Here is a 25,971-nt window from a genome sequence, read left to right on the forward strand (position 1 = left end):
CGACGCAGGACGTTGTGCCGGACGTCCTGCNTGACGCAGGACGTTGTGCGTCACAACCGGTGGAGCAGCAGGGCGTCGGTCGGGACGTTGAGCAGCTGGGGCAGCTCGTCGAGTCCGGTCCGGCACAGCGCGGCAAAGGGTTGCCGATCATCGGACTTTGTCCTCGTGTCACGATGAGTCGATGACTCACTCTCTGGCGGCGTCGACCCTGCAGCAGATCAGGGACGGCTGGGCGGGGGAGTTCGACGTGCCGGTCGAGGTGTTCGCGGAGCCGGGCAGCCACACGTTCGGCCGCGACGACGCGGGTTCGCTCGTGGTCGTGACCCTCGAGGGAGCGCAGGTCGCGGTCGGTACGCCGGAGGCGATCGAACGGCTCGAGACCCTGGCTCCCGAACATCGCGCCGACGTCGAGGCGGTCCTCACCGTCCTCCACGGACTGCAGCCCGAGCCGCTCGGCTCCGCGAGCCTGTCGTACGTCGAGCGGGTGCTGGTGCCCACGGGCATCGAGGTGGCGGTCGGGCCCGTGCAGAACGTCGACATGCTGCGCGACCACTGCACGCAGGAGGAGTGGGACGAGAGCGGGCTGATCGACATGCCGGCGAGGGTCGCCGCCCGACGACCCGACGGCAAGGTCGCGGCCGTGGCCGGTTACGAACGCTGGGGCCAGCACCTGGCCCAGCTCGGCGTCCTCACCGATCCGCAGTGGCGCGGCATGGGCTACGCGGCGGCGGCAGCTGCGCGCGCCGCCCAGGTCTCGCAGAACGAGGCGCTGGTCCCGCAGTGGCGCTGCCGGGTCGGCAACACGGCGTCGGAGGACGTGGCCCAACGACTCGGTTTCCAGCGGATCGGCCACCAGCTCGCGATCCTGCTGGGTTGACCGCGGTGGTTTCGAGGCGGCGCTGGCGCGCCTCCTCAACCAGCGGGCGACTCCTGGGCATCTGACTCCGGCTTGGCGCCGACCGGCCAGTCGGCCGGGTAGTCCTCGACCAGCTTGTCGTGCTGCTTCTTGAGCTTCTTGCGGTTCCGGTCGCTGATCCGGTCACCGAAGACCGTGCCGACCGTGTGGTCGGTCTCGTGCTGGAGGCAGCGGGCCAGCAGGCCGTCACCCTCGAAGGAGACCGGCTCGCCGTCGAGCCCGGTGCCCGTCACGAACGCGAAGTCGGGGCGGGCGCACTCGACGAACGCCCCCGGGAACGACAGACAGCCCTCCTCGGCGACGTCGAGGGTGCGGTCCTTGCCCTCGGGGAGGGTCACCTCGGGATTGCAGACCACGCCCACCGTGCGGCGTCCGCTCTCGTCGGGACAGTCGAAGACGAAGACGGCCAGGTCGACCCCGATCTGGCAGGCGGCCAGGCCCACGCCGTCGGCGGCGTACATCGTGGCAACCATGTCGGCGACCAGGCTGCGGAGGTCGTCGTCGTACGACGTCACCCGCTGTTGCGGCGCGTGCATGACCGGGGTTCCCCACCGGGTCATGGGTCGCGCGGACCCGCCTTCCGGGAGCGACCCGTGGGGCGCGTGGACGGCTGGTTCGGCGGCGTTCGAGCTCATGGGGACATCGTAGAGAGCGAGCCCGAGGCGCAGATTCCCGCCTCGTGACGTGGGACATACCGCGAAATTGTGGCGCGGTGTGTAACTCCGAGTTACATTTTCTACATGTCCCTGATCAGAGCAACGAAGAACGCGGTGGCGCCGGGCGGCAAGCACGGCCTCTCGAACCGCGAGTCGCGCGACCCGATCGGCTATGCCGTCCTCGCGCTCAACAAGCTCGCCCAGAGCGAGCTCATCGACCGCATGGGCCTGCGCAAGCAGACCGAGCAGACCGTGTTCACCGTGACCCGCAGCGGGTTCAAGGTGGCCGGCCAGGCCGGCCGGGCGTTCGCGAAGAAGGGCAAGAAGGGCGCCGACGGCGTCCGCGTGCCCGCCGCCAACGCCCAGGGCGTGTTCGACCTGACTCCTACCGACGACGAGCAGATGCTGGTCGACGTGGTCTCGGAGTTCGCAGCGGAGGCGCTGCGTCCCGCGGCCGCCGAGGCCAACGAGACCTGCGTGGCCCCCGACGACTTGCTCAAGTCGTCCCTCGAGATCGGCCTCCCGATCCTCGGCGTCCCCGAGAAGCTCGGTGGCATCTCAGAAGAGCGGTCGGCGATGGCCGGCACTCTCGTGGCCGAGGCCCTCGCCAAGGGCGACATGGGCCTGGCCGTCGCCGCGCTCGCACCCGGCGCGGTCGCGACCGCCCTCTCCCTGTGGGGCACCGACGAGCAGCAGTCGACCTACCTGCCCGAGTTCACCGGTGATGACGTCCCGGCCGCGGCCCTCGCACTCAACGAGTCGAAGGTGCTCTTCGACGTCCTCAAGCCGTCGACCCAGGCCGTCAGGGCCGAGGGTGGATACGTGCTCAACGGCGTGAAGACGCTCGTGCCGCGCGGTGCCCAGGCAGAGCTCTTCATCATCGGCGCCGAGCTTGACGGCAAGAACGTGCTGTTCCTGGTCGAGTCCAAGGCCGAGGGCCTGCTCGTCGAGGGCGACCCGGCCATGGGTGTGCGCGCCGCGAGCCTGGCCAAGATCACCCTGCAGGACGTCAAGGTCCCCGCCGACGCGATCCTGGGCGCGACCGACGGGTCGACGTACCTCGAGGCCGTCCGGCTCTCGCGGCTGGCCTGGTGTGCACTCTCGATCGGTACGGCGCAGGCCGTGCTCGACTACGTGACCCAGTACGTCAACGAGCGTCACGCCTTCGGTGAGCCGATCAGCCACCGCCAGAGCGTCGCGTTCATGGTGGCCAACATTGCGATCGAGCTGCAGTCGATGCGCCTGGTCACCTACAAGGCCGCCGCACGCGCCGCCCAGGGCAAGGACTTCTCCCGCGAAGTCGCCCTGGCCCGCAAGATCTGCGGCGACAAGGGCATGCAGATCGGCCTCGACGGCGTGCAGCTGCTCGGCGGCCACGGCTTCGTCAAGGAGCACCCGGTGGAGCGTTGGTACCGCGACTTGCGGGCCGTCAGCCTCGTGGAAGGAGGCGTCCTGGTCTGAGCTCCGGCTCATGACTTGGCGAGAACACCATGATCAATCTCGAAACCCCCAAGAAGCACCGCGCACTCATCGACCAGGCCCACCAGGTCGCGATGAACATGCTGCGCCCCATCTCCCGCAAGTACGACCTCGGCGAGCACGAGTACCCCAAGGAACTCGACATGCTGGCCGCGATGATCGACGGGCTCTCCGAGTCCGGTGCGTCCGAGGGCGCCGGCGCGACCGGCGTTCGTCGTGACGAGAGCAGCGACGACAAGACCGTCAAGAACGGCGCCAACCTGGCCTCGGTGCTCTCCGTGGCCGAGATGTGCTGGGGCGACACCGGCCTGCTGCTCTCCATGCCCCGCCAGGGCCTGGGCAACTCCGCGATCGCCTCCGTGGCCAACGACGAGCAGCTCAAGCGCTTCGAGGGCACGTGGGCGGCGATGGCGATCACCGAGCCCGGCATCGGCTCCGACTCCGCGAACCTCTCGACGACTGCCCGCAAGGACGGCGACGAGTACGTCCTCAACGGCGAGAAGATCTTCGTCACCTCGGGTGAGCGCGCTGACTGCGTGGTCGTCTGGGCGACGCTGGACAAGGCGCTCGGTCGGGCCGCGATCAAGTCCTTCGTGGTCGAGAAGGGCACGCCCGGAATGAACGTCGAGCGCCTCGAGCACAAGCTCGGCATCCGCGCCTCCGACACCGCGGTGATCACCTTCACCGACTGCCGGGTGCCGGCCGCCAACCTCCTCGGCTCGCCCGAGGTCGACGTGAAGCAGGGCTTCGCCGGCGCGATGGCGACCTTCGACAACACGCGTCCGTTGGTCGCCGCGATGGCCGTGGGCTGTGCCCGCGCGTCGCTCGACCTCACCCGCGGCCTGCTCGAGGAGGCCGGCGTCGAGATCGACTACGACCGCCCCGCGCAGCTCCAGTCCGCCGCCGCTGCGAAGTTCCTGCAGATGGAGGCCGACTGGGAGGCCGCGCAGCTGCTCACCATGCAGGCCGCCTGGATGGCCGACAACCGCAAGCCCAACTCGCTGGAGGCCTCGATGGCCAAGGCGAAGGCCGGCCGCGTCGGCTCCGACATCACCCTCAGCTGTGTCGAGCTGGCCGCCGGTGTCGGCTACAGCGAAACTGAGCTGCTCGAGAAGTGGTCGCGCGACTCGAAGATCCTCGACATCTTCGAGGGCACGCAGCAGATCCAGCAGCTGATCGTCGCGCGCCGCCTGTTGGGACTCTCGAGCGCCGAGCTCAAGTGACCCGCTGACCAGAAGCCTGTCTCCATTGACAGGGACATGAGAGGGCCCCGGCCACCACCTGGTGACCGGGGCCCTTCCCTGTCCCGGACCCCCGCGCCGGGGCAGTTCATGGGTCAGGCGCGTCGATCAGACGGCCGGACGGAAGGGGTCGTGCTCGGCGAGGATCTTGTCCACCCGGGCCTGGTCGAGGCGGGCCACGACGGCCTGGTTCTCCTGCGAGTCGCGCACGCACTTGGCGAGGGTGAACGACGAGGTGGTCAGGAACAGCGTGCCCAGGGCGAGGAACGCGCGGATCCAGGGATCGACCGGCAGGTAGCAGACCGCCAGGATCATGGTCAGCAGGGCGATGCCGAAGGAGATCGCGGCCTGGAGGAAGAAGGCGTTGGTGGACTTGGCGGGGAGTTGGTTGCTCATGACGACAACTCTGCCCAGTGCGGGGCCCCGCCGTACCCGCCTCGCTACCCGAGTTCACCTGAGTACGCCTACCCATGTGATCGGATACGTGCATGAAGCTGTACGCCGACCACCGGCCGCGCCGGGCCCGCCAGATCGCCGCCGACGTCTTCTTCGTGGTCTGGATCGGGTTCTGGATCTGGCAGGGGGTGAGCACGTTCCAGTCCACGATGGAGCTGACCAAGCCGACCGAGCGCACCCAGCGGGCCGCCACGTCGCTGGCCGACAACATGGGGGAGGCGGCCGAGTCCCTCGGATCCATCCCGTTGCTCGGCGACGCCGCAGCCTCACCGTTCCTGAAGGCGGAGGCATCGGCCCAGGAGCTGGCCGACGCGGGTGACCGCACCGAGCACTCGCTGAGGGTGCTGGCCTGGAAGCTGGGGCTTTCACTCGGCCTGGGACCGGGCGTGCTCCTGGGCGCCTTCTACCTGCCGCCGCGGATCCGCTTCATCCGCAACGCCACCGCCGGACGCGGGTTCGTCGACTCCACCCACGACATCGACCTCTTCGCCCTGCGGGCCCTGGCCAACCAGCCCCTGCACGTGCTGGCCCGGATCAGCGACGATCCCGCAGGTGCCTGGCGGCAGGGCGACCCGGCTGTGATCCGCGCGCTGGCCCACCTCGAGCTGCGCGACTCCGGGCTTGCCCCGCCCCCCGGCCTCTGACGCGAACCGTGGATTCTTGATGCGCGAACCGTCGACTGTTGATGCGCGAACCTGCAGTTCTTGACGTGAGGCCGATGCTCAGCCGATGACTCCGGCGCGGTCCGACGGGCTGGTCCGCAGGAATGTCGGGGCCTTCCAGCCGCGTGCGGAGTACGCCGCCACCACGGTTGCCGCCACGTCGTCGAGGCGGTCGCGGTCGACCAGTGCGATCGCCGATCCGCCGAAGCCCCCGCCGATCATCCGGCCACCGAGCGCACCCGCGGCCCGGGCCGTCGAGACCGCCACGTCGAGCTCGTCGCAGCTGACCTCGAAGTCGTGGGCCAGTGAGGCGTGCGAGGCGTCGAGCACCTCGCCGAGCTCGCCCCACTCGCCTTCGACGATGGCCTGGTCGGCGGTGTCCACGCGCTCGCACTCGCTGATCACGTGACGGGCCCGGCGCAGCAGCACGTCGTCGTGCAGGGCGGACCACCGGTCTGCGGACGCTCGCCCGAGGTGGGTCACTCCGAGCAGGTGCGCCGCGGCGTCGCACTCCCGCCGGCGTGCGGCGTACGACCCGTCACCCAAGGCATGCCGCACACCGGTGTCGATCACCAGGAGCTCCAGGCCCGCCTCGTGCCAGGGCACCGGGACCGCCCGCGTGGAGCCGTCCGCGAAGTCGATCCACAGTGCCTCGCCGGCCGGCGCCAGCATCGACACCAGCTGGTCCATGCCGCCTGTCGGGGCGCCCGCGACCTCGGCCTCGACACGCATGCACGCCTCCGCGAGCTCCCGACGTCGTACGTCGTCGAGCGTGCGCCCGCTCAACGCATCGACCGCGACGGCCACGGAGCAGGCCAGTGCCGCGGAGCTGGACAGCCCGCTGCCCAGGGGAACCGTGCTGTCGACGACCAGGTCGACGCCGTGCTCGAGCTCGAGGGCCCAGGGCACCCCAGCGGCGTAGGCCGCCCATCCGGTGGCGCTCCGGAGACCAGCGAGGGTCCCGGTCCAGGTGTCGTCGAGGGTGAGGCTGTGCACCCGCACGGTGTCGTCGCTGCGGGCCCGCGACGCGGCGTACGTCGCGTGGGGGAGCGAGAGCGGCAGACAGCGGCCGCCGTTGTAGTCGGTGTGCTCGCCGATCAGGTTCAGTCGCCCGGGCGCCCTGGCCACCAGCTGTGCCGGGTGTCCGAAGAGACTCGCGAAGGCGTCGGCAGTCCGGTCCTTGAGGGCAGCAGGGTCGCCCGGGTCCACGTAGTCCACGCACTCACTCTAGGGATACTTGTGCCATGAAGACCCTTGCCGCCGGCCAGACCGCCCCCGACTTCGAGCTGCCCGACCAGGACGGCGTGGTGCGCCGCCTGGGCACGCTCGTCGAGGACGGCCCCGTCGTGCTGTTCTTCTACCCGGCGGCGATGACCGCCGGGTGCACCAAGGAGGCGTGCCACTTCCGCGATCTCGGCGCCGAGTTCGCGGAGGCCGGGGTGCAGCGCATCGGCATCAGCACCGATGCGGTGGAGAAGCAGGCCGAGTTCTCCGCGAAGCACGGGTTCGACTACCCGCTCCTGGCCGACGTCGGCGGCGAGGTGGCCGCGTCGTACGGCGTGAAGCGGTCACTGATCGGCAAGGCCAAGCGGTCCACGTTCGTGATCGGCCGCGACCGGAGCATCGTGAAGGTGATCAGCAGCGAGCTGAACATGAACGTCCACGCCGACGAGGCGCTCGCCGCCGCCCGTGCCAGCTAGGCGTCAGACCCGGCGGGCCAGGTGGATCCGCAGGTCGCTGCTGACCGCGACCCGCTCCGGCAGGGCGGCGCGGATCCGCGCGAAGACGTCGTCCCGGTCCTGGCGGCTCAGCATCAGGTACGCCGACACCGTCGAGAGGTAGCCGAGGTAGTCGTCGACCGCCACCTCACCTCGCCGGGGCACGACGGCGGCCACCACGTCGGTGAACATGGGTGACGCGGCCAGCTCGGTGCCCGGCCACTCGAGGTCTCCCTGCCCGGGCGTGACCTCCTGCCTGGGGGCCCGGTCGTCGGACAGGACCGGACTCCTCGCCTCGCGGACAGCCGCCCGCACCTCGGGGTCGGACAGCCTGGTCGGCCCGCCGAAGCATGCGAACACCCCGCCGGGGCGCAGCAACCGGGAAATCCTGGTGAATCGGGTGGCGGGATCGGTCCAGTGGAGTGAGGCCGCGGCATAGACCAGGTCGAAGACCTCGCCCTCCGGGTAGCCCTCGAGAGTGCTCTGACGTGCCGTGACCGACCGGGGCACGCGGCGGCCCAGCTCGGCCAGCATCTGGGCGTCGGGATCGGTGGCCGTGACCGAGATGCCGCGCGCCGCGAACACCCGGGTCGCCTTGCCGGTGCCGGCGCCGATCTCGAGGGCCGTGTGCACGTCACCCTCGGCATGGGCCAGCACCCGGTCCACGATCTCGGGTGGATAGTCGGGCCGATGCAGCTCGTACGCCGCGGCGGCCGCGCCGAAGGTGAGTGCGCGCTCGGTCATGTCCGCAAGGCTAGTCGCGGCCCTGACCGAGCGTCTCCGGATTTCCGGACGGTCAGTCGGCATCCGCCCCGGGAAGGGCGGCGCCCGGAACCTCGTTCGGCAGGTAGACCTTCGGGTCACCCGGGTAGGACAGGTCCCAGTGGTGGGCGTCGTACCAGGTGTAGCGGTTCATCAGCTCAGGGTTTGCGAAGTCGGGCTTCGGGTTCTTGCCGCTCAGGTGCTGCCTCGCCGCCCACTTCTCCCACGCCTGTGAGTAGGAGACGAACTTGTCGGGCACGGGCGGCGCCTTGGCTGTCCGGGCACCCGTGGGTGTGTCGAGGCCGCAGGCGGGCGGGATCACGATGTTCTCGGTGAGGGAGATCCGGTTGGGCAACGCGGTGTACGGCGTGTTGTCGGGCCGCTTCTGGAACGCGTCGAACATCGGCGTCGCGGCCGCGACCTTCTGGTTCAGCGGTTCGGCACCGAGGATCTGCTCGATGGTGCGCACCATCGAGATCTGGGAGTAGTACGTCGAGATGGTCTTGCCGTGCGCGGCCCACGGGCTGATCACCTGGATGGGGGCACGGTGGCCGTCGACGTGGTCCGGGCCGTTCTGGCTGTCGTCCTCGACCACGAAGATGGCCGAGTCCTTCCAGTACTTGCTGTGCGAGATGGTCTCCACGATCTTGCCGACCGCGAGGTCGCCGCCGGCGACGTTCGAACGAGCGGACACCGGGCCTCCCGTGTGGTCGTCCGAGAGCCACATCATGTTGAAGTCGGCCGGGCCGTTCTTCTCGAAGTCCTGCTTCCAGATCTGGTAGCGGTACTGGTCCGGGATCTGCATGTCGAACATCGGCGCGTCGTGGTCGGAGATCGCGTCCAGTGACGGGATCGGCGAGTGGGTGTCCAGCCGGATCGCGGGGTCGTAGAGCTGGGCCGGGTCGCCGCCGCCTTCCACGGACGTGGCCGCGCAGTGGTACTGCTGCCAGGTCGCCCCGGACGGCTTGTTCTCGAAGATCATGAACTCGCCGTGGTTCCTGGCGGTGTGACCGGCCGACTGGACCGCGGTCCACAGGAACCCGGAGCGCTGGTGGCCCAGGACGTCGTTCTCGCTGTCATAGGAGCGGATGTACTCGCCCGCGCTGGACTCCGTGTACTCGGGGTTGTCGCCCTGCATGATCCAGCTGTGCCCCTCGGCCGAGTTGGTGCCGATGTCGTAGGTGTTGTCGTAGAGACCGAACTGGCGGGACAGGGCGTGGAGGTTCGGGGTGACCTCCTGGCCGAACTGGGCCAGCGAGGCGTCGCCGTTTCCCTCGGGCATGTCACCGTGGATCTGGTCGTAGGTGCGGTTCTCCTTGACCAGCATGAACACGTGCTTGATGGTCGAGGGGTCGCCGATGCGCCTGGGCACCGGGACCGGCTTGGCCTTGCGGCCCTTGGCGTGCTTCACGTCGGTGTCCGCATCGCCCCAGCCGTTCTGGGAGAAGACCGTCGGGGTGGTGGTCTCACGGATGTCGCTGTCGGAGGGGAGCGCGAAGCGGGTCAGCGAGGCGGTCGTGCCGTGGGTGCCGTGCCCGGTTGCCGGCGTGGTGCCGTAGCCCTTGTCGAACGTGATCAGCGGACCCCGGGCGTCGATGCCGCGGCGGTTGGCGACGACGACCTTGTCGTCGACCGAGAAGACGTCCTCGGGGTAGTAGTCGGTCGGCACGAGCCCGACGTAGCTCACCGGGTCGATCGCGTTCTCACCGAGCTTGTAGACCGCGATCGCGTTCGCGCGGCCGAGGCTGACGAGCAGGCGGTCGTCGTGGAAGGTGATCGCGTCGGGCTCGTAGCCGACGTCCGAGCCCTGCCACGGCTGCGTCGAGATCGTCTGGACGACCTCGTCGCTGCTGGTGTCGATCACCGAGACCGTGTCGTCGTTGGTGTTGGCGACGTAGAGGATCCCGTCCCGGACATGCATGGCGGTCGGGTGCAGCCCGACCGCGATCGTTCCGACCGGCGCAGCGGTGTCCGTGGTGTCGATGACGCTGACCTGGCCGGTGGTGGAGGTGCCGAGATAGGGGTCTGCCGGCACCTGGGTCCCGTAGGACTCGATGGTGTCGTCGCCCGCCCGGGCCCGACGTCCGCCCTCGTCGCTGACGTAGAGCCTCTCGCCGACGAACCTCAGCTGGCGCGGGGCGATCCCGACGTCCCAGGTCCGCTTGACGGTGCCGAGGACCGGGTCGATCGCGGCCACCGTGTTCTGGCCGTTGACCGCGGCGTACAACGTCGCGCCGTCGGGGGAGTAGGCCAGGCCGGCGGTGAGCGGCTGGCGGCCGTCGACGGTGGGCAGGGTGACCTTGGTGCCGGGGCCGAGGGCGCCGCCGTCGACGACCGGGAAGCGGGTGAGGCCGGTCGCGTTGGGCATCCAGAGGAAGTCGCCGTCGGGGGAGTAGATCGGGCTCTCCTGGCCGACGGTGTTGTCGGAGAGACGCATGTCCACACCGGAGGCCGTGCCACCGCGCCAGACCAGCTCGTACGACTCGAGGTCGAAGATCTGCAGCGAGACCGAGCGGTCGTTGGCCGTGGCGGCCAGGTAGCGGCCGTCGGGACTGACCGTGGAGCCCATGAACTTCCCGTACTCCGTCACGAGTCGTTCGCCCTGGGGCTTCAGGATCTGGTTCGAGGAGATCTGCAGCCCGGCGTCGTACTCGGTGCCGACCTCGTTCTCGCCGAAGCCGACGGTGGAGCCGTTGGCGACCCCGGCGCCGAGCACGATGGCCAGCCCACCGGCCAGGAGCCCGACCGGCAGCTTGCCGGCGAGGCGCCGACGAGCAGGCCTCACCACGCGGTTGCGTTTCACGTGCATGACTACTCCTTGGGTTGGTCGTCGAGCAGGTCGACGAATCCGTCGAACTGCCACAGCGGGTTCGGGGCATCGCCGGTCGGGGTGTGGATCTGGAAGTAGCCGTTGACTTCCTTCGGCCCGTCGCCGTCGGCGACGTAGCGACCGTCTGCTGCCACGTCGAGCTGGTAGATCGCGTTGCCGGTCGCCCTGGTGCCGGGGAGGGTCCAGGTGACGACACAGCGCCAGTCAGCCCCCGGACCCACGTCCTCGACCCGGTCTCCGGCCTTGTCGCATCTGGCGGTGGTCTTCAGCTGCTCCTTCGTGACGGCAGGGCGGTGCAGCTGGTTGGTCTGTCGCACGTAGAGGTGCGAGAACGACGTGGCCAACGCGGCCTCGAGCTTCGGTCGCTCGATGCCCGATCCGGTGCCGCCGGTGGTGGCGGCGATGGCCACCGTCGTCGCCGCCGTGAGGGCGGCCAGTGGCACCAGGCCCGCGACCGCGAAGCGCAGCCCCGAGCCGTCGTGAGCGAGATCGGTGAAGTCGCGGCGCACGAAGATGCGGTAGGCCAGCAACGTGGCGAGCCCGGCCCACGCGAGACTCACGGCGGTGCCGATCCACAGGGGCCCGAACTGGCCCGGAGTGGTGAGCAGGCCGCGGTAGCCGATGAAGGCGTTCGTCGGAAGGGCCAGGCGAAGCGCAACCGGCACGGGCATCAGCGCGAGGCCCGAGAGTGCGAGGGCGAGCACCACCGGCATCAGCAGACCGAGGGGTGAGCGACCCAGTGCGACCGAACCCAACAGTCCGACGCCCGCGAAGGCGAGTGTGGGAGGAACGATGCTCAGCCAGGCGAGCAGCACCGTGCGCGTGAGTTCTCCGGAGTCCATCGGGTGTCCGTCGAGGCCGGGGAGCGGGTGGTTGCCCACCGAGGCCAGGCCGCCCACGGTGGACGACACCGCGAGGGCGACCAGCAGGGCAAGGATCACGGTGAGTGCGGCGAGTGCCTTCGACACGAAGATCAGCCGCGGCGAGCGTACGGCGACCAGCAGGTGCCGCCAGGTGCCCAGTCGGTCTTCGGTCGCGAAGATGTCGCCGGCCACGAGGGAGGTCAGCAGTGGCAGGGCGAAGGCACCGAGGAAGACGAGGATCACCAGCGATCCCGCCCAACCCGACTGGTTCATCCACCGGCCGTACACGGCATCGGCCGGCAAGGAGGTCTGCCGGCTGATCACGGCCGTGTAGACGGCAGGGGCGACCAGGCAGGCCCCGAACATCAGCCGGACCCGCCACTGCGCGATCAGCTTGAGCAGCTCGAAGCGGTAGCAGTCGCGGAGGACCACCGGCCGCATCCGTGACGGTGCGGCAGCGGTGACGGTCGTGGTCATCGTGTGGGCTCCTCGACCCGGGCGTGAGATGCCTCCGGGTCCGGGTCGCTGTCGGAATCTGCTTCGGTGGCGGTCAGCGCGAGGAAGGCCGCCTCCAGGGGTGGGACGACCGGTCCGAGCTCGCGAAGGGAGATGCCTGCGCCGACGAGTCGCACCACCAGGTGATCGACCGCGGACTCGGGTCCTCGTACGACGAGCGCGTTCTCGTCGGTCCGGGACTGGCCGGTGGCCCTTCGCAGGCCCGGCGTGGACCCGGCGATCCGACGGGCCTCCTCGGGGTCGGAGGTGACCAGGCGATAGTCGAGCTCGCCGCCCTCGGCGGCCAGCTTCCCGAGGGGTCCGGAGAACACGACCCGGCCCGTCGACAGCAGGGTCACCTCGTCACACAACGCGGCGAGATCGTCCATCCGGTGGCTCGAGAGGACGACCGTGGTGCCGGCGTCGGACAGGTCAGCAAGGATCTGGTGGACCTGCCGCTTGCCGGCAGGGTCGAGGCCGTTGGCGGGTTCGTCGAGGACCAGCAGGCGCGGCTCACCGAGGAGCGCGGCGGCCAGGCCGAGCCGCTGGCGCATCCCGAGGGAGAAGCCGCGCACCGGGTCACCCGCCACCTCGCCGAGGCCGACCCGCTCCAGCAGCCCGTCGACGGACTGAGCGCCTGCCCCGCCGCGGAGGGACGCGAGGGTGGCGAGGTTCTGGCGTGCCGTGAGCATCGGATAGAGGCCCGGACCGTCGACGAAGCCCGCGACCTCGGCAGGCACGGAGAGCGCGCGGCCCACGTGGGTGCCGAGGATCTCCAACCGGCCACCGTCTGCGGTCGCCAGCCCGAGAAGCAGCCCGAGGAGCGTCGTCTTCCCGGCACCGTTGGGGCCGACAAGGCCGTGGATCTGACCGGTGGGCACGTCCAGGTCGACACCGTCCAGGGCGATCACGTCGCCGAAGGTCTTGATGACACCGTGTGCCCGGATCGCAACGGTCGACTGCACAGGGTGCCTCCATTCGGTCGCCGCCAGGGAAGGCCGATTGGCCCGAGACGAGGTCGTTGCATCCCGCAACTTCCCCGCAACGGACGTTAGGGGTCCCGGGTGTCCTGATCGGCTCGGTTCCCCCAACGAGGTGCGAACGGAAGGTGACCCCGCCGTTCACCCGGATGGCGGGTAGATTCGACCGCTGTGCGCTTCCTCCACGACACCCCGCCGTCCCATGACCTGACCTACGACGACGTCTTCATGGTCCCGCGGCACTCCGCGATCGCCAGCCGGTACGACGTCGACCTGTCCACCTCCGACGGCACCGGGGCCACGCTGCCTCTCGTGGTGGCGAACATGACCGCGATCGCCGGCAAGCGGATGGCCGAGACGATGGCCCGCCGCGGCGGCCTGACCGTGATCCCGCAGGACATCCCGATCCCGGTCGTCGCCGACGTGGTCCGCTTCGTGAAGTCGCGCCACCTCGTCTTCGACACTCCCATCGAGCTGCGTCCCGACCAGACCGTCTCCGAGGCGCTCGCCCTGATCCCCAAGCGGTCGCACCGGGCCGCGGTCGTCGTCGACGGGAACCGTCCGGTCGGCGTGGTCAGCGAGGCCGACTGCGCAGAGGTCGACCGTTTCGCGCAGGTGCGTGACGTGATGAACGCCGGCTTCGTGCGCCTCGATGCCGACACCGAGCCTCGCGCTGCCTTCGACGCGATCGACGGAGCCCGCGCGCCACTGGCGGTGGCGGTCGACGCCGACGGCGCGCTCGTCGGCGTACTCACCCGCACCGGGGCCCTGCGCGCGACGCTCTACTCGCCGGCCGTGGACGCCGACGGTGGACTACGCATCGCCGCGGCGATCGGCGTCAACGGTGACGTCGCGGCCAAGGCGGCCGAGCTCCTCGACGCCGGGGTGGACTGCCTCGTCGTCGACACCGCCCACGGGCACCAGGAACGCATGATCGAGGCCCTGCGCGCCGTGCGTGCCCTCGACCCCGGGGTGCCGGTCGCGGCCGGCAACGTGGTCGACGCCGACGGAACCCGGGCACTGATCGAAGCCGGCGCAGACATCATCAAGGTCGGGGTCGGGCCGGGCGCCATGTGCACCACACGCATGATGACCGGCGTCGGCCGCCCGCAGTTCTCGGCGGTGCTCGAGTGTGCGGCCGAGGCCCGCACCCACGGCAAGCACGTCTGGGCCGACGGGGGAGTGCGGCACCCGCGCGACGTGGCGCTCGCCCTGGCCGCCGGAGCCTCCGCGGTGATGGTCGGCTCCTGGTTCGCCGGAACGCACGAGTCCCCGGGTGACCTGCTCACCGACCCCGACGGCCGGGCCTTCAAGGTCTCCTTCGGCATGGCCTCGGCGCGAGCCGTCGCGAACCGCACGTCGGCGGAGTCGGCGTACGACCGGGCCCGCAAGGGCCTCTACGAGGAGGGCATCTCGTCGTCGCGGATGTACCTCGACCCGCAGCGACCCGGCGTCGAGGACCTCGTCGACGAGATCTGCTCCGGCGTGCGTTCGGCGTGCACCTATGCCGGGGCCGCTTCCCTGGGCGAGTTCCACGAGCGTGCCGTGATCGGGGTCCAGTCGGCGGCGGGATTCCACGAGGGCCGGCCGCTGTCGACCAGCTGGTGACCCGTCGGAAAATCATTCGAGCGCCGTCAGGGGCAGGGCGTAATCTGGTTCTTACAAGAATCCACGAGGGGAACCGCCAGCGCCCGATGTCATCCACCGCCCCTGCCACGTCCCCCGAATCGCACCACGAGCACACCCAGCCGTCGTCGCATCCGCCCGCCGGCGTCCATTCCCTGTGGCGGCTGCGCGGCTATCTCCGGCGGCACGTCCCCGCACTCGCGGTCATGCTCGGCACCTCGCTCGGCGGGGTGGGCCTGAGCATCGCGATCCCCCTGGTGACCAAGGCCCTCATCGACGGCCCGATCGCGGACGGCGAGATCGATCCCGTGCTGCCCCTCGGCCTGCTGGCACTCGCACTCGGCGTCCTGGAAGCGATGCTGATCTTCTGGCGGCGCTGGATCCAGTCCAACGCCGTGCTCGGCGTCGAGACCGACATCCGTCACGACCTCTACGAGCACCTCCAGCGACTGCCGATGGCCTTCCACAGCCGTTGGCAGTCCGGGCAGCTGCTCTCACGCGTCACCACCGACCTCTCCAGCATCCGGCGGTTCAGCGGATTCGGGCTCCTCTTCCTGCTGATCAACGTCACCCAGCTCATCGTGGTGACCGGGGTGCTGCTCCACATGTACCTGCCGCTCGGCCTGGTGGTGGCCGCGGCAGCCCTCCCGATCATCTATCTCTCGATGCGGTTCGAGAAGCGCTATGTCGTCGTCTCCCGGCGGGTGCAGGACGAGCAGGGCGACCTGGCCACCCTGGCCGAGGAGGGCGCCGTCGGCATCCGGGTGATCAAGTCGTTCGGACGCTCGCGCCACGTCTCCGAGCAGTACGACGACGCCGCCCGCACGCTCCACGCCACCTCCATGGACAAGGTGCGCCTCTCCGCCCGTTTCTGGACCTTCCTCGAGGTGATCCCCAACCTGGCGGTCACGCTGGTGCTGCTGCTCGGCGCGCTCGGCGTGGGCCGTGGCGACCTGAGCCCGGGCACCCTCGTCGCGTTCATCGTGCTGATGCTGTCGCTGGTCTGGCCGATCGCCTCACTGGGCGTCATCCTCGCCATGGCGCAGGAGGCGATGACCGCTTCGGCCCGCGTGCTCGAGATCTTCGACGCCGAGCCCGCCATCGTGTCCGGCACCGAGACCCTCGAACGGCCCCGAGGCCACCTTCGCTTCGAGCACGTCGACTTCCGGTTCCCCGACCAGCACGACGACGAGCTCGTGCTGCGCGACGTCAACCTCGACATCGCGCCGGGGGAGACCGTGGCCGTCGTCGGTGCCACCGGCTCCGGCAAGACCACGATGACCGCCCTCGTGCCCCGGCTCCACGACGTCACCGCGGGGCGGATCACCGTCGACGGCGTCGACGTGCGCGACCTGACCCTGCCCTCGCTGCGCACCATCGTCGCCACCGCGTTCGAGGAACCGACCCTGTTCTCGATGAGTGCGCGCGAGAACCTCACGCTCGGTCGAGCCGACGCCACCGACGACGAGATCGCCGAGGCCGTCGAGGTCGCCCAGGCGGGGTTCGTGCACGACCTTCCGTGGGGTCTCGACACCCGCATCGGCGAGCAGGGGATGTCGCTGTCCGGCGGTCAGAGGCAACGTCTGGCCCTGGCCCGTGCCGTCCTCGCCCAGCCACGCATCCTGGTGCTCGACGACACGCTGTCGGCCCTCGACGTACACACCGAGAAGCTGGTCGAAGAGGCGTTGCAGCGCGTGCTCGCCGACGCCACCGGCATCGTGGTGGCACACCGTGCGTCCACGGTGATGCTCGCCGACAAGGTCGCGCTGCTCCAGGGCGGCACCATCACCCACGTCGGCCAGCACAGTGAGCTGATGGCGACCGTGCCCGCCTACCGCCAGCTGCTGGCGGCAGACGTGTCCGACAGCGATGCCCTCGAGGAGGCACCCGCGTGACCAGCACTCCGGTCCACACCTCGACGCCGGACCCACGAGACCCGGGCAACGAGGAGGAGCCCTTCGAGCGGGCCAGCCAGCAGGACTGGCGTGGAGTCGCCGGCGACGGCCGGTCCGACGAGATCACCGACGCTGTCAGCATCAGACTGCGTGACCGCTCGCGACGGTTGCTGGGCGACCTGCTGCGCCCGCACCGCACCTGGCTGTGGATCGTGGTCGGCATCGTCATCGTCGAGAACGCCGCGCGCCTCTCCATCCCCTACCTCGTCAAGGAGGGCATCGACCGTGGCATCCCGCCGATCCGTGAGAGCGGTGAGACCGGCACGCTCTACCTGATCGTCGGCATCGTGCTCCTCGCGACGATCACGCAGGCGATCACCCGCCAGATCTTCCTGGTGATCTCCGGCCGCATCGGACAGGACATGCTCTTCGAGCTGCGCCGCAGGGTCTTCCGGCACTTCCAGAAGCTCAGTCCGGCCTTCCACGACGACTACACGTCGGGGCGCGTCATCTCGCGACAGACCTCCGACGTCGACGCGATCTACGAAATGCTCGAGACCGGCTTCGACGGGCTCGTGACCGCGCTGCTGACACTCGTCGGAACCTCGGTGCTGCTCCTCGTGCTCGACGTGAAGCTCGGCCTGGTCGCGCTGTTGTGCTTCCCGTTCCTGATGCTGCTGACCAACTGGTTCCGCAAGGAGTCGGCCAAGACCTACCGGGTCACCCGCGAGAAGGTCGCCCTGGTCATCGTCCACTTCGTCGAGTCGATGGGTGGCATCCGGGCGGTCCAGGCGTTCCGGCGCGAAGACCGCAACCAGGAGATCTTCGACGACATCAACCACCAGTACCGCCGGGCGAACCTTCGCGCCTTCCGGCTGGTGGCGTGGTTCATGCCGGGCATCAAGCTGATCGGCAACCTGACCATCGGGGTCACCCTGCTCTACGGCGCCTACCTCGCGTTCCACGGCGAGGTCACTGTGGGTGTCCTGGCGGCGTTCCTGCTCTACCTGCGCCAGTTCTTCGAGCCCATGCAGGAGATCTCGCAGTTCTACAACACCTTCCAGTCGGCCTCGGCCGCCCTCGAGAAGCTCTCCGGGGTGCTCGAGGAAGAACCTTCCGTCGCCGAGCCGGCCCGACCAGTGCCGCTCGACGATGCCCGGGGCGAGCTCACCTTCGACGCGGTGAGGTTCGAGTACGTCGAGGGCGTGGCAGTGCTCCCCGGCCTCGACCTGCAGGTTCCGGCCGGCCAGACGGTGGCCCTGGTCGGCACCACCGGTGCCGGCAAGACCACACTGGCCAAGCTCGTCTCGCGGTTCTACGACCCGGTCTCCGGTGCGGTCCGCCTCGACGGCATCGACGTGCGCGAGCTCGACGACGAGACGCTGCGCCGGTGTGTGGTCATGGTGACCCAGGAGAACTACCTGTTCAGCGGCACCGTCGCCGACAACATCCGGTTCGGCAAGCCCGACGCGACGATGGACGAGGTCGTGGCCGCGACGACGGCCATCGGTGCCCACGACTTCATCGTGGCACTGCCGCAGGGATACGAGACCGACGTCGCCAACCGGGGCGGTCGGCTGTCGGCGGGGCAGAGGCAGCTGGTCGCCTTCGCGCGTGCCTTCCTGGCCAACCCGGCCGTGCTGATCCTCGACGAGGCGACCTCGTCGCTCGACGTCCCGTCGGAGCGACTGGTACAGCGGGCCCTCAAGACGATCCTCAGGAACCGCACGGCGCTGATCATCGCCCACCGCCTCTCCACCGTGGAGATCGCCGACCGGGTGCTGGTGATGGAGCACGGGGACGTGGTCGAGGACGGTTCTCCCGACGACCTGATCGCCAGCGGCGACGGTCGTTTCTCCGACCTGCACGACGCCTGGCTCGAGTCCCTGGCCTGAGATCGGGCTCCAGCCGGGGGATGTCCTCAACGGGCTGCACAGGCGGCTGTCGACCCGTCGGTGAGCGCTGCAGAGTAACCTGCGGCGGCCGTTCTGGTGATTTCTTGTCACCTACATACCAAATCTGCGCCAAATTCCTTGCGGATCCCGTTTTCAAAACGGAAATCGGTGCAAGGATCGGGGTCAGCGGCGACCTCGTCTGAGGTGTACGGGGGCCACGACACTAACGAGACGACTCTGCCATGAACGGTTCACGCTCAGGACTGGTCCGGATGTCCACGCGCGCAATGCCCGCTGCGGTGCTCGGGGTGGCCCTCCTGACCGGAGTGACCGGATCTCTGCACGCCCCGTCCGACTCCGGCGCGGCCAGCGCCGACACCGGTACGAGTCGTGCCCAGGCAGCGCCCCCGGCGCCCGAGGTCGCACTCGAGGCTCCGGCCAGCGTGACGCCCGCGGCCAACGCCGGCACCGACGGACGGGTCAGTCTGATCGCCTCGACGACCGGAACCGCTCTTCCGTCTCCCGCACTCAGCGCCTACCAGCGCGCGGCCTCGGTGATCAACGCCTCCGACACCACCTGCCACATGGACTGGCAGCTCCTCGCCGCGATCGGCCGGGTCGAGTCCGCGCACGGCACCTACGGCGGCAGCACCCTCGACGCCAACGGGCTGGCCACTCCCTCGATCATCGGCGTCGCCCTCGACGGTCGCCGTACCGCCCGGATCACCGACACCGACGCTGGCCAGCTCGACGGAGACACCCGGCACGACCGCGCCGTCGGACCGATGCAGTTCATCCCGGCCACGTGGTCGGTCGTGGGGGTCGACGCCGACGGCGACGGTGAGCGCAACCCGCAGGACATCGACGACGCGGCCCTCGCCGCAGCGGTCTACCTCTGCTCCGGCAGCGATGACCTCGGCACCGACGCCGGCCGGCGCTCCGCCGTGTTCCGCTACAACCACTCCCAGGCGTACGTCGCCCTGGTGCTGGGCCTCATGCAGAAGTACGTCGACGGCGACCTCTCGGCGGTGCCCGCCACGATGACGGTCTCCGCCGCGATGAACACGAACCTCGTCGGACCGGTCGCGATGGGTCCCTTCGCCTCACGCGTGGCCACCGACCACCGGGCCAGCAAGGTCGCGGACCACAAGAGGGCGACCAAGGACGAGGCAGCCGCCGAGCCCGGGAAGCTCAACCCCACGCCCGTCTCGCCCGGCACCGCCACCGCACCCGTCCACCCGACAGCGCCGACCGACCCGGGCACCACCGAGCCGTCGGAGCCGACCGACCCGGGCACCACTGACCCGGGCACCACCGACCCGGGCACCACCGACCCGGGCACCACCGACCCGGGCACCACCGACCCTGGCACCACCGAGCCGTCGGAGCCGACCGACCCGGGGACACCGAGTGAACCCACGCCCACGGACCCCCCGGAGACGACGCCGCCCACCGACCCGGTCGAGCCGGCCGCGCCGGCCTGCATCCTCGACCCGGCGACCGGGCAGCCGATCGACGCGGCAACCGGGCAGCCGCTCGACCCGGCCGACCCCTGCGTGCTCGCGCTCGAGCCGGCTCCCACGACGACCCCCTGACCTTCCCGGCTGGACCCACTCGTAGCCTTCGGGCGTGAGCTCCTACCTGATCGTCGCCGCGACTGCCGCGGAGGCGGCGTACGTCCCCGACGGGCTGCCTGTCGTGATCACCGGCATGGGCAAGACCGCCGCAGGCGTCGCAGCGGCCCGCGCCCTGGCCGCGTTCGAAGACACCGACGGACTGCAGGTCATCAACATCGGCACGGCCGGGGCCCTGCGCGACGGACTGACCGGACTGCACGAGCCGGGTGTCGTCCTCAACCACGACATCAACGCCGACGCGATCCGGGAACTCGGCTACGACCCGCAGGAGGAGCTGCGCGTGGGTGAAGGACCCGTCGTGCTGGCCACCGGAGACACGTTCGTCACCGACCCTCTCGTGCGGTCACGCCTTGCCGAGCGGGCACACCTGGTCGACATGGAGGGCTACGCCGTCGTCTGGGCCGCCCGCCAGTTCGGCGTGCCGGTGCGGGTGGTCAAGCACGTCTCGGACAACGCCGACGAGGGCGCCGTCGACTGGCCGTCCCTGGTGGACCACAGTGCCAAGGTCCTCGGTGCCTGGCTCCACGAGTCGCTGCCCGAGTAACGCTCCGTCCATGACGCCGTGCACCCTGCTGGCAGGGCACAAGGCGTCAACAGGGGCGCACAAGTGCGACGGTCAACGTCGGCGCTTGCGGGCCGGGGGAGTGCGGCGCTTGTCCCCGGACGCCTTGCGTGCGCCGGTCTTCTTCGCCGCTCCGGCGGCGGACCTGCCGCCAACCGGCTTGGCCGGCGCCTTCCGGGCCGGCTTCTTCTCGCCCGCCTTGCCCGTGGCGGGCCGCAGGCCGGTCTCGCTGCGCGAGCTGTTGGCCCGGCGGCCGCGGACGACACCGATGAACTCCTCGAGCCGCGGGTCGTCCACGCCGAGCGGCCAGGCCAGCCCCACTCGCGTCGGGGGTACGCCGACCACGGGCCGGTGCACCACGTCCTTGCGGTGGTGGAGCCGGGCCACCGACATCGGCACGATGACCATGCCCGTGCCGGAGCCCACCACCTCGAACGCGTCCTTCCACGTCATCTCGGGGAAGTCCAGGGGAGTGGCGGTCGCCAGCTCGGCCCAGCCCGGCACCTCTCCAGCCACCAGCTGCTCGTCCGCGAGGTCGGCCAGCGGCACCTCGTCGTACGCCGCGGCCGGGTGGTCCTTGGCCACGACCACCACCGGCTGCTCCTCGTAGAGCGGAATCAGGTGCAGGCCGTCCTGGTCGAGAGGGAGCCTGACGAAGACCATGTCAGCGCGGCCCTCGTCGAGCACGAGACGCTGCTCGGCCTCCTCCACCAGGGCCAGCTCGAGCGGGAGTCTCGGGAAGCGCTCGCGCCAGATGCGCGACCACTTGTCGGGGCTCACGCCGGGCACGAACGCGATCCGTAGCGGCTCAGTCACCTGCACAGGCTAGCGAGGACGCGGCGATCCGGCGGGTTTCGGGGCGTTGTGATCTCCCTCGCCATTTCCGGGCCGCTCAGGCGTGGGCCCGGAAAATTCCTGTGACCGGCGTTACCGGGCGGAATGTCCTGATTTGAACCAGCGAAGCCCACATGGCCCACTGGATGGGCCGCCGCTTGCAATTGTTAGCACGCCGCAAGCGGGGCCGGAACCGGGACGCCGACCACTGCCCATCCCGACTCCGTCCATGTCACCGATATCGGATCACCGGGCAGGTCCAGCGCAAGCAGTCGCAGCGGTCAGCGATCGGCGAGTGACCCACAAGAGCATGCCTACACGTTCACAGTTCCGCCGTACCCTCGCCCGCAGCGCCGCCTTCGGCGTCCTCCTGGTCAGCACCTCGCTGGCCGCCCCGAGCCAGGCCCACCCCGCCTCGGCCACGGCCCAGGCCCCCGCCGGGAAGCAGGTGGCCGCGCAGGCCCCCGTCCCCGTCTCCGCGGACGCGAAGCCGAAGTCCGTCGCCAAGCCGGTCACCCTCGAACCGCTTCCGCCGGCCTGGGTGCTGCCCGTCTCGGGCTACCACCTCACCGGCACCTTCGGCGCCACCAGTTCGCTGTGGTCCAGCACCCACACCGGCCTTGACTTCGCCGCGCCGGACGGAACTCCGATCCACTCGGTCACCGACGGCGTCGTGATCGAGTCGGGCTGGGACGGTGCCTATGGCAACAAGACGGTCGTCGAGCTCGCCGACGGCACACAGCTCTGGTACTGCCACCAGAACTCGATCACGTCCACGGTCGGGCAGGAGCTGGCAGCCGGGGACCTGCTGGGCTACATCGGTGCCACCGGCAATGTCACCGGCCCGCACCTGCACCTCGAGGTTCGGCCCAGCCCGGACGTGCCGGTCGACCCGTTCACCGCGCTCACCGAGCACGGCCTGCACCCCTGATCCGGCCAAGGCAATGACGAAGGCCCCGCCGATCGGCGGGGCCTTCGTTGTGTCATTGAGCGAGCCCTTCGGCGAGTCCGGGGCTCAGTCGCGCACGCGGATCGGCTGGGGCTGCGGCTCTTCCTCCGCCGGCAGCAACACGCCGATCACGTGGAGCAGGGCGATGCCGCCGATGATGGTCGTCCAGACGAGCATGGTGTTCCTCCTGTCGGTGCGGTGAGCTCCCCCGTGGGCTCGCCGATGGAACACGTGTGCCCACCTTCGACGGGTTCTACACCTCGGGTGATGCGGAACACGCCATGCCGATGTCGTGCCGAAATTCGCTATTCGCTTCCGTTGCCCGTACCGTTGTCGTCGTCGGGCCGCGTTGTTCTGTCGGTGCCCGACCGAATCAGCGTCAATGACCGTGTGTTGCGGACAACGATCCGCCCCGGGCAGAACGCATCATCAGTTTATTGGGACTTTCGCATCATGCAGGGCCCCGCTTTACGCTCCAGAAGGGAGCAGCAACATGACACAGGGAACCGTCAAGTGGTTCAACGGCGAAAAGGGCTTCGGCTTCATCGAGCAGGCTGAAGGCCCCGACGTCTTCGTGCACTACTCGGAGATCCAGGGCACCGGCTTCAAGAACCTCGAAGAGAACCAGAAGGTCGAGTTCGAGGTTGCCCAGGGTCCCAAGGGCCCCCAGGCGACCAACGTGCGCGGTCTCTGAGACCCTCACTCGCAAGAACCCCCGCAGCCTTCGGGCTGCGGGGGTTCTTCGTATTTCGGGGAGAATGACGTCATGTCCCGACTCGACCTGCTCGACGACCCGGCCTACCTTGCCTTCTGGCGGGCCCGCCACCTCTGCACGGTGAGCACCCCTCGCCCCGACGGCACGTTGCACGTCACCCCGATGGGGATCGTGCTCGACGCGGACCGGGCGTTCGCGTGGGGCATCACCAGTCGCACGTCGGTCAAGGCCCGCAACATCGCGGCGTACGACGAGGGCGCGCCCGTCGCGGTGTGCCAGATCGACGGCCGGCACTGGGCGTCACTCGAAGGTGTCGGCCGGGTCCTCGACGACCCTGAGTCCGTGCGCGAGGCCGAGGAGCGCTACGCGGTCCGCTACAAGGTGCCGCGGGCGAACCCACAGCGGGTCGCGTTGCGCATCACACTGTCCCGGGTGCTGGGCAGGGCCCCCGAAGAGCACTGAACGAGAACGGCACCGCAACCCCAGTGGGGTGCGGCGCCGTTGCTCAGGCGGAGCGATGCGTCACTTGGCCTCGGTCGACCTGGTCGGCCGGGCGCCGAGCTCCTCGTCGAGACGGAGCAGGCCGGGGCCGTCCTCGTTGATCAGCTCGACGCGACCGACGATCTCGCTGACCGTGGCCTCTTCCTCGACCTGCTCCTCGAGGAAGAAGTTGAGCAGCGGGCGGGAGTCGAGGTCGCCCTCCTTCTCCGCTGCCCGGTAGAGCTCGCGAATGCTCTCGGACACGCGCTGCTCGTGGGCGTAGGCCGCCTCGAACACCTCCAGCACGGAGGACCCCTTCACGGTCGGGGCGCTGAGGCCGCCGATCTTCGGGTGGTTGCCCCGGTCGGCGAGGTGGTCGATGAACTTGTTGGCGTGGACGATCTCCTCGTCGGCCTGGTGGCGGAGCCATGCGGCCATGCCGGGCAGGTCCTTCAGCTCGAGCTCGATGGCCAGCTGGCGGTAGACCAGCGATGCCTCGAACTCCAGGGTGATCTGGTCATTGAATGCGGACTCGAGGTTCTCGTTGAGCTTCATGGCCCCAAGCCTAGGCGGCCGGAATGCCTTGTGCATCGAAGGATTGGCTCACCTTCACCTCGTCAGCGGATCAACCCGGACGCCCGCGCACAGGCCACGGCCGCCGTGCGCGAGTCGACGCCGAGCTTGCCGAACACGTGCACCAGGTGGGACTTGATCGTGGCCTGGCTGAGGAACAGCCGCTCGCCGATCTGCTGGTTGGAGAGCCCGTCGGCAACCAGCCCCAGCACCTCCAGCTCCCTGGGAGAGAGGGACGTGTCCGGACGCAGCGTGCGGCGTACCAGTCGTTGCGCGATCGAGGGAGCCAATGAGGTCTCACCGCGCGCCGCCGCCCGGATGCCGGCCGCGAGGTCCGCCGGGTCGGCGTCCTTGAGCAGGTAGCCCACCGCGCCGGCCTCCACGGCAGCCAGCACGTCGGTCTCGACGTCGTACGTCGTGAGCACCAGCACCTGGGGAGGCTCGGGAAGCGCCCGCAGGCTGCGGGTGGCATCGATCCCGTCGACGCGATCACCGAACCGCAGGTCCATCAGCACCACGTCGACCGGCGTGGTGGCGCAGAACGCCACGGCCCCCTGGGCGGTGTCGACCTGGTAGACCACCTCGACGTCCGCCTGCAGCGCGAGTACGGCGGCCAGCCCTGCACGCACCACGGGATGGTCGTCGGCAAGCAGGACCCGGATCATGGGTGCACCTCCAGGCGGAGCCGGGCCGCGACGGCGGTGCCGTGGCCGGGTGTCGACTCGAGGTCGAAGGTACCGCCGAGCTCGGCGACCCGGGCTCGCATGGAGGTGAGCCCGTAGCCACCGTTGTCCGTGGCGGCCCCGTTGCCGTCGTCGACGACGTCGAGGGCGACCTCGTCGTCCTGGTAGGACAGTGTGACGGTGACCCGTCGGGCACCGGCGTGTCGGACGGCGTTGGCGACGGCCTCCTGGGCGACCCGCAGCAGCGCCACGTCGTGGGCGCCGGGCAGGGCGAAGGGTGTGCCGTCCACGCGGAACGTGGTGGTGGGGGAGTCGACGCCGTCCGCCAGCCGGGCCAGCGCCTCGGGCAGGGACCGCTCCGCGAGGTCTGCCGGCCCCTGGGCCCGCACCAGGCGACGAGCTTCGGCCAGGTTCGCGCCGGCCACCTCGCGCGCCTGGACGACCAGGTCCCTGGCCGGGCCCGGGTGTGCGTCGAGGTGACGCTCGGCCGCACCGAGGAGCAGGTGGATGCTGCCGAGGCCCTGGGCGAGCGTGTCGTGTATCTCGCGGGAGAAGCGTTCCCGTTCCTCGAGCTTCCCGCGTCGTTCGCTCTCCTGACTGGCGACCCGGAGTCCGAGGACGACGGCGATCGCCACTCCGGCGCCGATCACGGGACCGAGCACGCCGCCGATCTCCCACGCGTCGCTGTGGTGCGCGAAGCCGACGACCGCGACCACGGTCAGGGCACCGACCACGGGTACCGCCACGCGGGCGGGCAGCACGTTGAGGGCCAGGAAGAACAAGGGAAAGGCCAGCCAGACGCCCATCGGGGTCAGCACGACGAGGCCGATCCACACCAGGGAGAGCAGGGCGCCCCAGAGCGGGACCAGCGCCGGCCGTCGGGTGATCCACGGGCCGAGTCCGGCGACGTACACGGCCGCAAGCAGCGCGGTGACCACGAGGACGGCCGTGTCGGGACCGTCGCCGAGAGCCGACACCGCGGTGACCAGCAGTAGCGCCACCACGAGCAGATGGGTGACCAGTCGCACCAAGGGGAGTGCGCGGCTGATCGGGGAGGTCACCGG

24 protein-coding genes are annotated in these 25,971 nt (G+C 69.9%); 13 read left to right on the plus strand and 11 right to left on the minus strand.

All coding sequences use genetic code 11. From position 1 onward, the window contains the following. The first annotated feature begins 181 nt into the window (after positions 1-181). On the plus strand, positions 182-877 hold the full coding sequence (locus ASH02_RS04345; protein WP_056678005.1) for a GNAT family N-acetyltransferase: 696 nt from the start codon (positions 182-184) through the stop codon (positions 875-877). A 35-nt stretch (positions 878-912) separates the two neighbouring features. Here the strand turns inward: ASH02_RS04345 and def are convergent, their stop codons facing one another. Beyond that, complete coding sequence (def, locus tag ASH02_RS04350) at positions 913-1,551, minus strand: peptide deformylase (RefSeq protein ID WP_056678010.1); 639 nt, start codon at positions 1,549-1,551, stop codon at positions 913-915. 105 nt (positions 1,552-1,656) lie between these two features. Here def and ASH02_RS04355 point away from each other — a divergent pair, with 105 nt between their 5' ends. Continuing rightward, entirely contained in the window at positions 1,657-3,033 is a 1,377-nt protein-coding gene (locus tag ASH02_RS04355; protein ID WP_156388649.1) for an acyl-CoA dehydrogenase family protein, read from the plus strand. Between the two features lie 29 nt (positions 3,034-3,062). Continuing rightward, entirely contained in the window at positions 3,063-4,274 is a 1,212-nt protein-coding gene (locus ASH02_RS04360) for an acyl-CoA dehydrogenase family protein (RefSeq protein ID WP_056678015.1), read from the plus strand. A 126-nt stretch (positions 4,275-4,400) separates the two neighbouring features. Here the strand turns inward: ASH02_RS04360 and ASH02_RS04365 are convergent, their stop codons facing one another. Continuing rightward, entirely contained in the window at positions 4,401-4,688 is a 288-nt protein-coding gene (locus tag ASH02_RS04365; protein WP_056678020.1) for a YiaA/YiaB family inner membrane protein, read from the minus strand. A gap of 92 nt (positions 4,689-4,780) precedes the next feature. On the opposite strand from ASH02_RS04365, the gene ASH02_RS04370 reads away from it, so the two are divergent. Further along, positions 4,781-5,392, plus strand: coding sequence for a hypothetical protein (locus ASH02_RS04370; RefSeq protein WP_056678024.1), 612 nt, complete (start codon positions 4,781-4,783; stop codon positions 5,390-5,392). Positions 5,393-5,470: 78 nt separating this feature from the next. Here ASH02_RS04370 and galK read toward each other — a convergent pair whose 3' ends face one another. Beyond that, entirely contained in the window at positions 5,471-6,628 is a 1,158-nt protein-coding gene (galK, locus tag ASH02_RS04375) for a galactokinase (protein WP_056678029.1), read from the minus strand. Positions 6,629-6,654: 26 nt separating this feature from the next. On the opposite strand from galK, the gene ASH02_RS04380 reads away from it, so the two are divergent. Then, positions 6,655-7,110 (plus strand): peroxiredoxin, encoded by a 456-nt coding sequence (locus tag ASH02_RS04380; protein ID WP_056678032.1) that lies wholly within the window; start codon positions 6,655-6,657, stop codon positions 7,108-7,110. Between the two features lie 3 nt (positions 7,111-7,113). Here the strand turns inward: ASH02_RS04380 and ASH02_RS04385 are convergent, their stop codons facing one another. From ASH02_RS04385 to ASH02_RS04400, 4 genes are read right to left on the minus strand one after another with little or no spacing between them, the layout of a single operon-like run. Continuing rightward, on the minus strand, positions 7,114-7,872 hold the full coding sequence (locus tag ASH02_RS04385; protein WP_056678033.1) for a class I SAM-dependent methyltransferase: 759 nt from the start codon (positions 7,870-7,872) through the stop codon (positions 7,114-7,116). 52 nt (positions 7,873-7,924) lie between these two features. Further along, on the minus strand, positions 7,925-10,699 hold the full coding sequence (locus ASH02_RS04390) for a bifunctional YncE family protein/alkaline phosphatase family protein (protein WP_056678034.1): 2,775 nt from the start codon (positions 10,697-10,699) through the stop codon (positions 7,925-7,927). A gap of 2 nt (positions 10,700-10,701) precedes the next feature. Beyond that, positions 10,702-12,060 carry an ABC transporter permease gene (locus ASH02_RS04395; RefSeq protein ID WP_056678037.1) on the minus strand — a complete coding sequence of 453 codons (1,359 nt, stop codon included), beginning with the start codon at positions 12,058-12,060 and terminating at the stop codon, positions 10,702-10,704. Beyond that, positions 12,057-13,043, minus strand: a complete 987-nt coding sequence (locus ASH02_RS04400) for an ABC transporter ATP-binding protein (RefSeq protein WP_056678040.1) — start codon at positions 13,041-13,043, stop codon at positions 12,057-12,059. The genes ASH02_RS04395 and ASH02_RS04400 overlap by 4 nt, the downstream gene beginning before the upstream one ends. A gap of 186 nt (positions 13,044-13,229) precedes the next feature. On the opposite strand from ASH02_RS04400, the gene ASH02_RS04405 reads away from it, so the two are divergent. The 5 genes from ASH02_RS04405 to ASH02_RS04425 all read left to right on the plus strand — a co-directional run bounded on the left by ASH02_RS04405 (position 13,230) and on the right by ASH02_RS04425 (position 20,655). Continuing rightward, positions 13,230-14,666: a GuaB1 family IMP dehydrogenase-related protein gene (locus ASH02_RS04405; protein WP_056678043.1), complete on the plus strand. Its 1,437-nt coding sequence runs from the start codon at positions 13,230-13,232 to the stop codon at positions 14,664-14,666. Positions 14,667-14,752: 86 nt separating this feature from the next. Beyond that, the gene (locus tag ASH02_RS04410) at positions 14,753-16,579 is read left to right on the plus strand and encodes an ABC transporter ATP-binding protein (RefSeq protein ID WP_056678046.1); all 1,827 of its coding nucleotides are present in this window, start codon (positions 14,753-14,755) and stop codon (positions 16,577-16,579) included. After that, positions 16,576-18,474 carry an ABC transporter ATP-binding protein gene (locus ASH02_RS04415; RefSeq protein WP_082563563.1) on the plus strand — a complete coding sequence of 633 codons (1,899 nt, stop codon included), beginning with the start codon at positions 16,576-16,578 and terminating at the stop codon, positions 18,472-18,474. The genes ASH02_RS04410 and ASH02_RS04415 overlap by 4 nt, the downstream gene beginning before the upstream one ends. Positions 18,475-18,746: 272 nt before the next feature. Continuing rightward, a complete protein-coding gene (locus ASH02_RS27370) occupies positions 18,747-20,069 on the plus strand; it encodes a lytic transglycosylase domain-containing protein (protein ID WP_327152809.1) in 1,323 nt (440 codons plus the stop codon). Positions 20,070-20,103: 34 nt separating this feature from the next. Then, positions 20,104-20,655 (plus strand): nucleosidase, encoded by a 552-nt coding sequence (locus ASH02_RS04425; protein ID WP_056678050.1) that lies wholly within the window; start codon positions 20,104-20,106, stop codon positions 20,653-20,655. Positions 20,656-20,727: 72 nt separating this feature from the next. Here the strand turns inward: ASH02_RS04425 and ASH02_RS04430 are convergent, their stop codons facing one another. Next, positions 20,728-21,489, minus strand: a complete 762-nt coding sequence (locus tag ASH02_RS04430; RefSeq protein WP_082620812.1) for a LysR family substrate-binding domain-containing protein — start codon at positions 21,487-21,489, stop codon at positions 20,728-20,730. Between the two features lie 328 nt (positions 21,490-21,817). Between ASH02_RS04430 and ASH02_RS04435 the strand changes: the two genes are divergently transcribed. The 3 genes from ASH02_RS04435 (at position 21,818) to ASH02_RS04445 (ending at position 23,633) form a co-directional block, all read left to right on the plus strand. Next, a complete protein-coding gene (locus ASH02_RS04435) occupies positions 21,818-22,438 on the plus strand; it encodes a M23 family metallopeptidase (protein WP_200951074.1) in 621 nt (206 codons plus the stop codon). A gap of 511 nt (positions 22,439-22,949) precedes the next feature. After that, complete coding sequence (locus ASH02_RS04440) at positions 22,950-23,150, plus strand: cold-shock protein (RefSeq protein ID WP_056678061.1); 201 nt, start codon at positions 22,950-22,952, stop codon at positions 23,148-23,150. 72 nt (positions 23,151-23,222) lie between these two features. After that, positions 23,223-23,633, plus strand: coding sequence for a pyridoxamine 5'-phosphate oxidase family protein (locus ASH02_RS04445; protein ID WP_057294339.1), 411 nt, complete (start codon positions 23,223-23,225; stop codon positions 23,631-23,633). Between the two features lie 60 nt (positions 23,634-23,693). On the opposite strand, the gene ASH02_RS04450 is transcribed toward ASH02_RS04445, so the two are convergent. The 3 genes from ASH02_RS04450 to ASH02_RS04460 form a co-directional block, all read right to left on the minus strand. Further along, the gene (locus ASH02_RS04450; protein ID WP_057294340.1) at positions 23,694-24,206 is read right to left on the minus strand and encodes a ferritin; all 513 of its coding nucleotides are present in this window, start codon (positions 24,204-24,206) and stop codon (positions 23,694-23,696) included. Positions 24,207-24,268: 62 nt separating this feature from the next. Next, a complete protein-coding gene (locus ASH02_RS04455; protein WP_057294341.1) occupies positions 24,269-24,889 on the minus strand; it encodes a response regulator transcription factor in 621 nt (206 codons plus the stop codon). Then, positions 24,886-25,968, minus strand: a complete 1,083-nt coding sequence (locus tag ASH02_RS04460; protein WP_235538980.1) for a sensor histidine kinase — start codon at positions 25,966-25,968, stop codon at positions 24,886-24,888. The genes ASH02_RS04455 and ASH02_RS04460 overlap by 4 nt, the downstream gene beginning before the upstream one ends. Positions 25,969-25,971 lie beyond the last annotated feature (3 nt).

The sequence above is a fragment of the Nocardioides sp. Soil796 genome (genome assembly GCF_001429525.1).
Lineage (GTDB): Bacteria > Actinomycetota > Actinomycetes > Propionibacteriales > Nocardioidaceae > Nocardioides.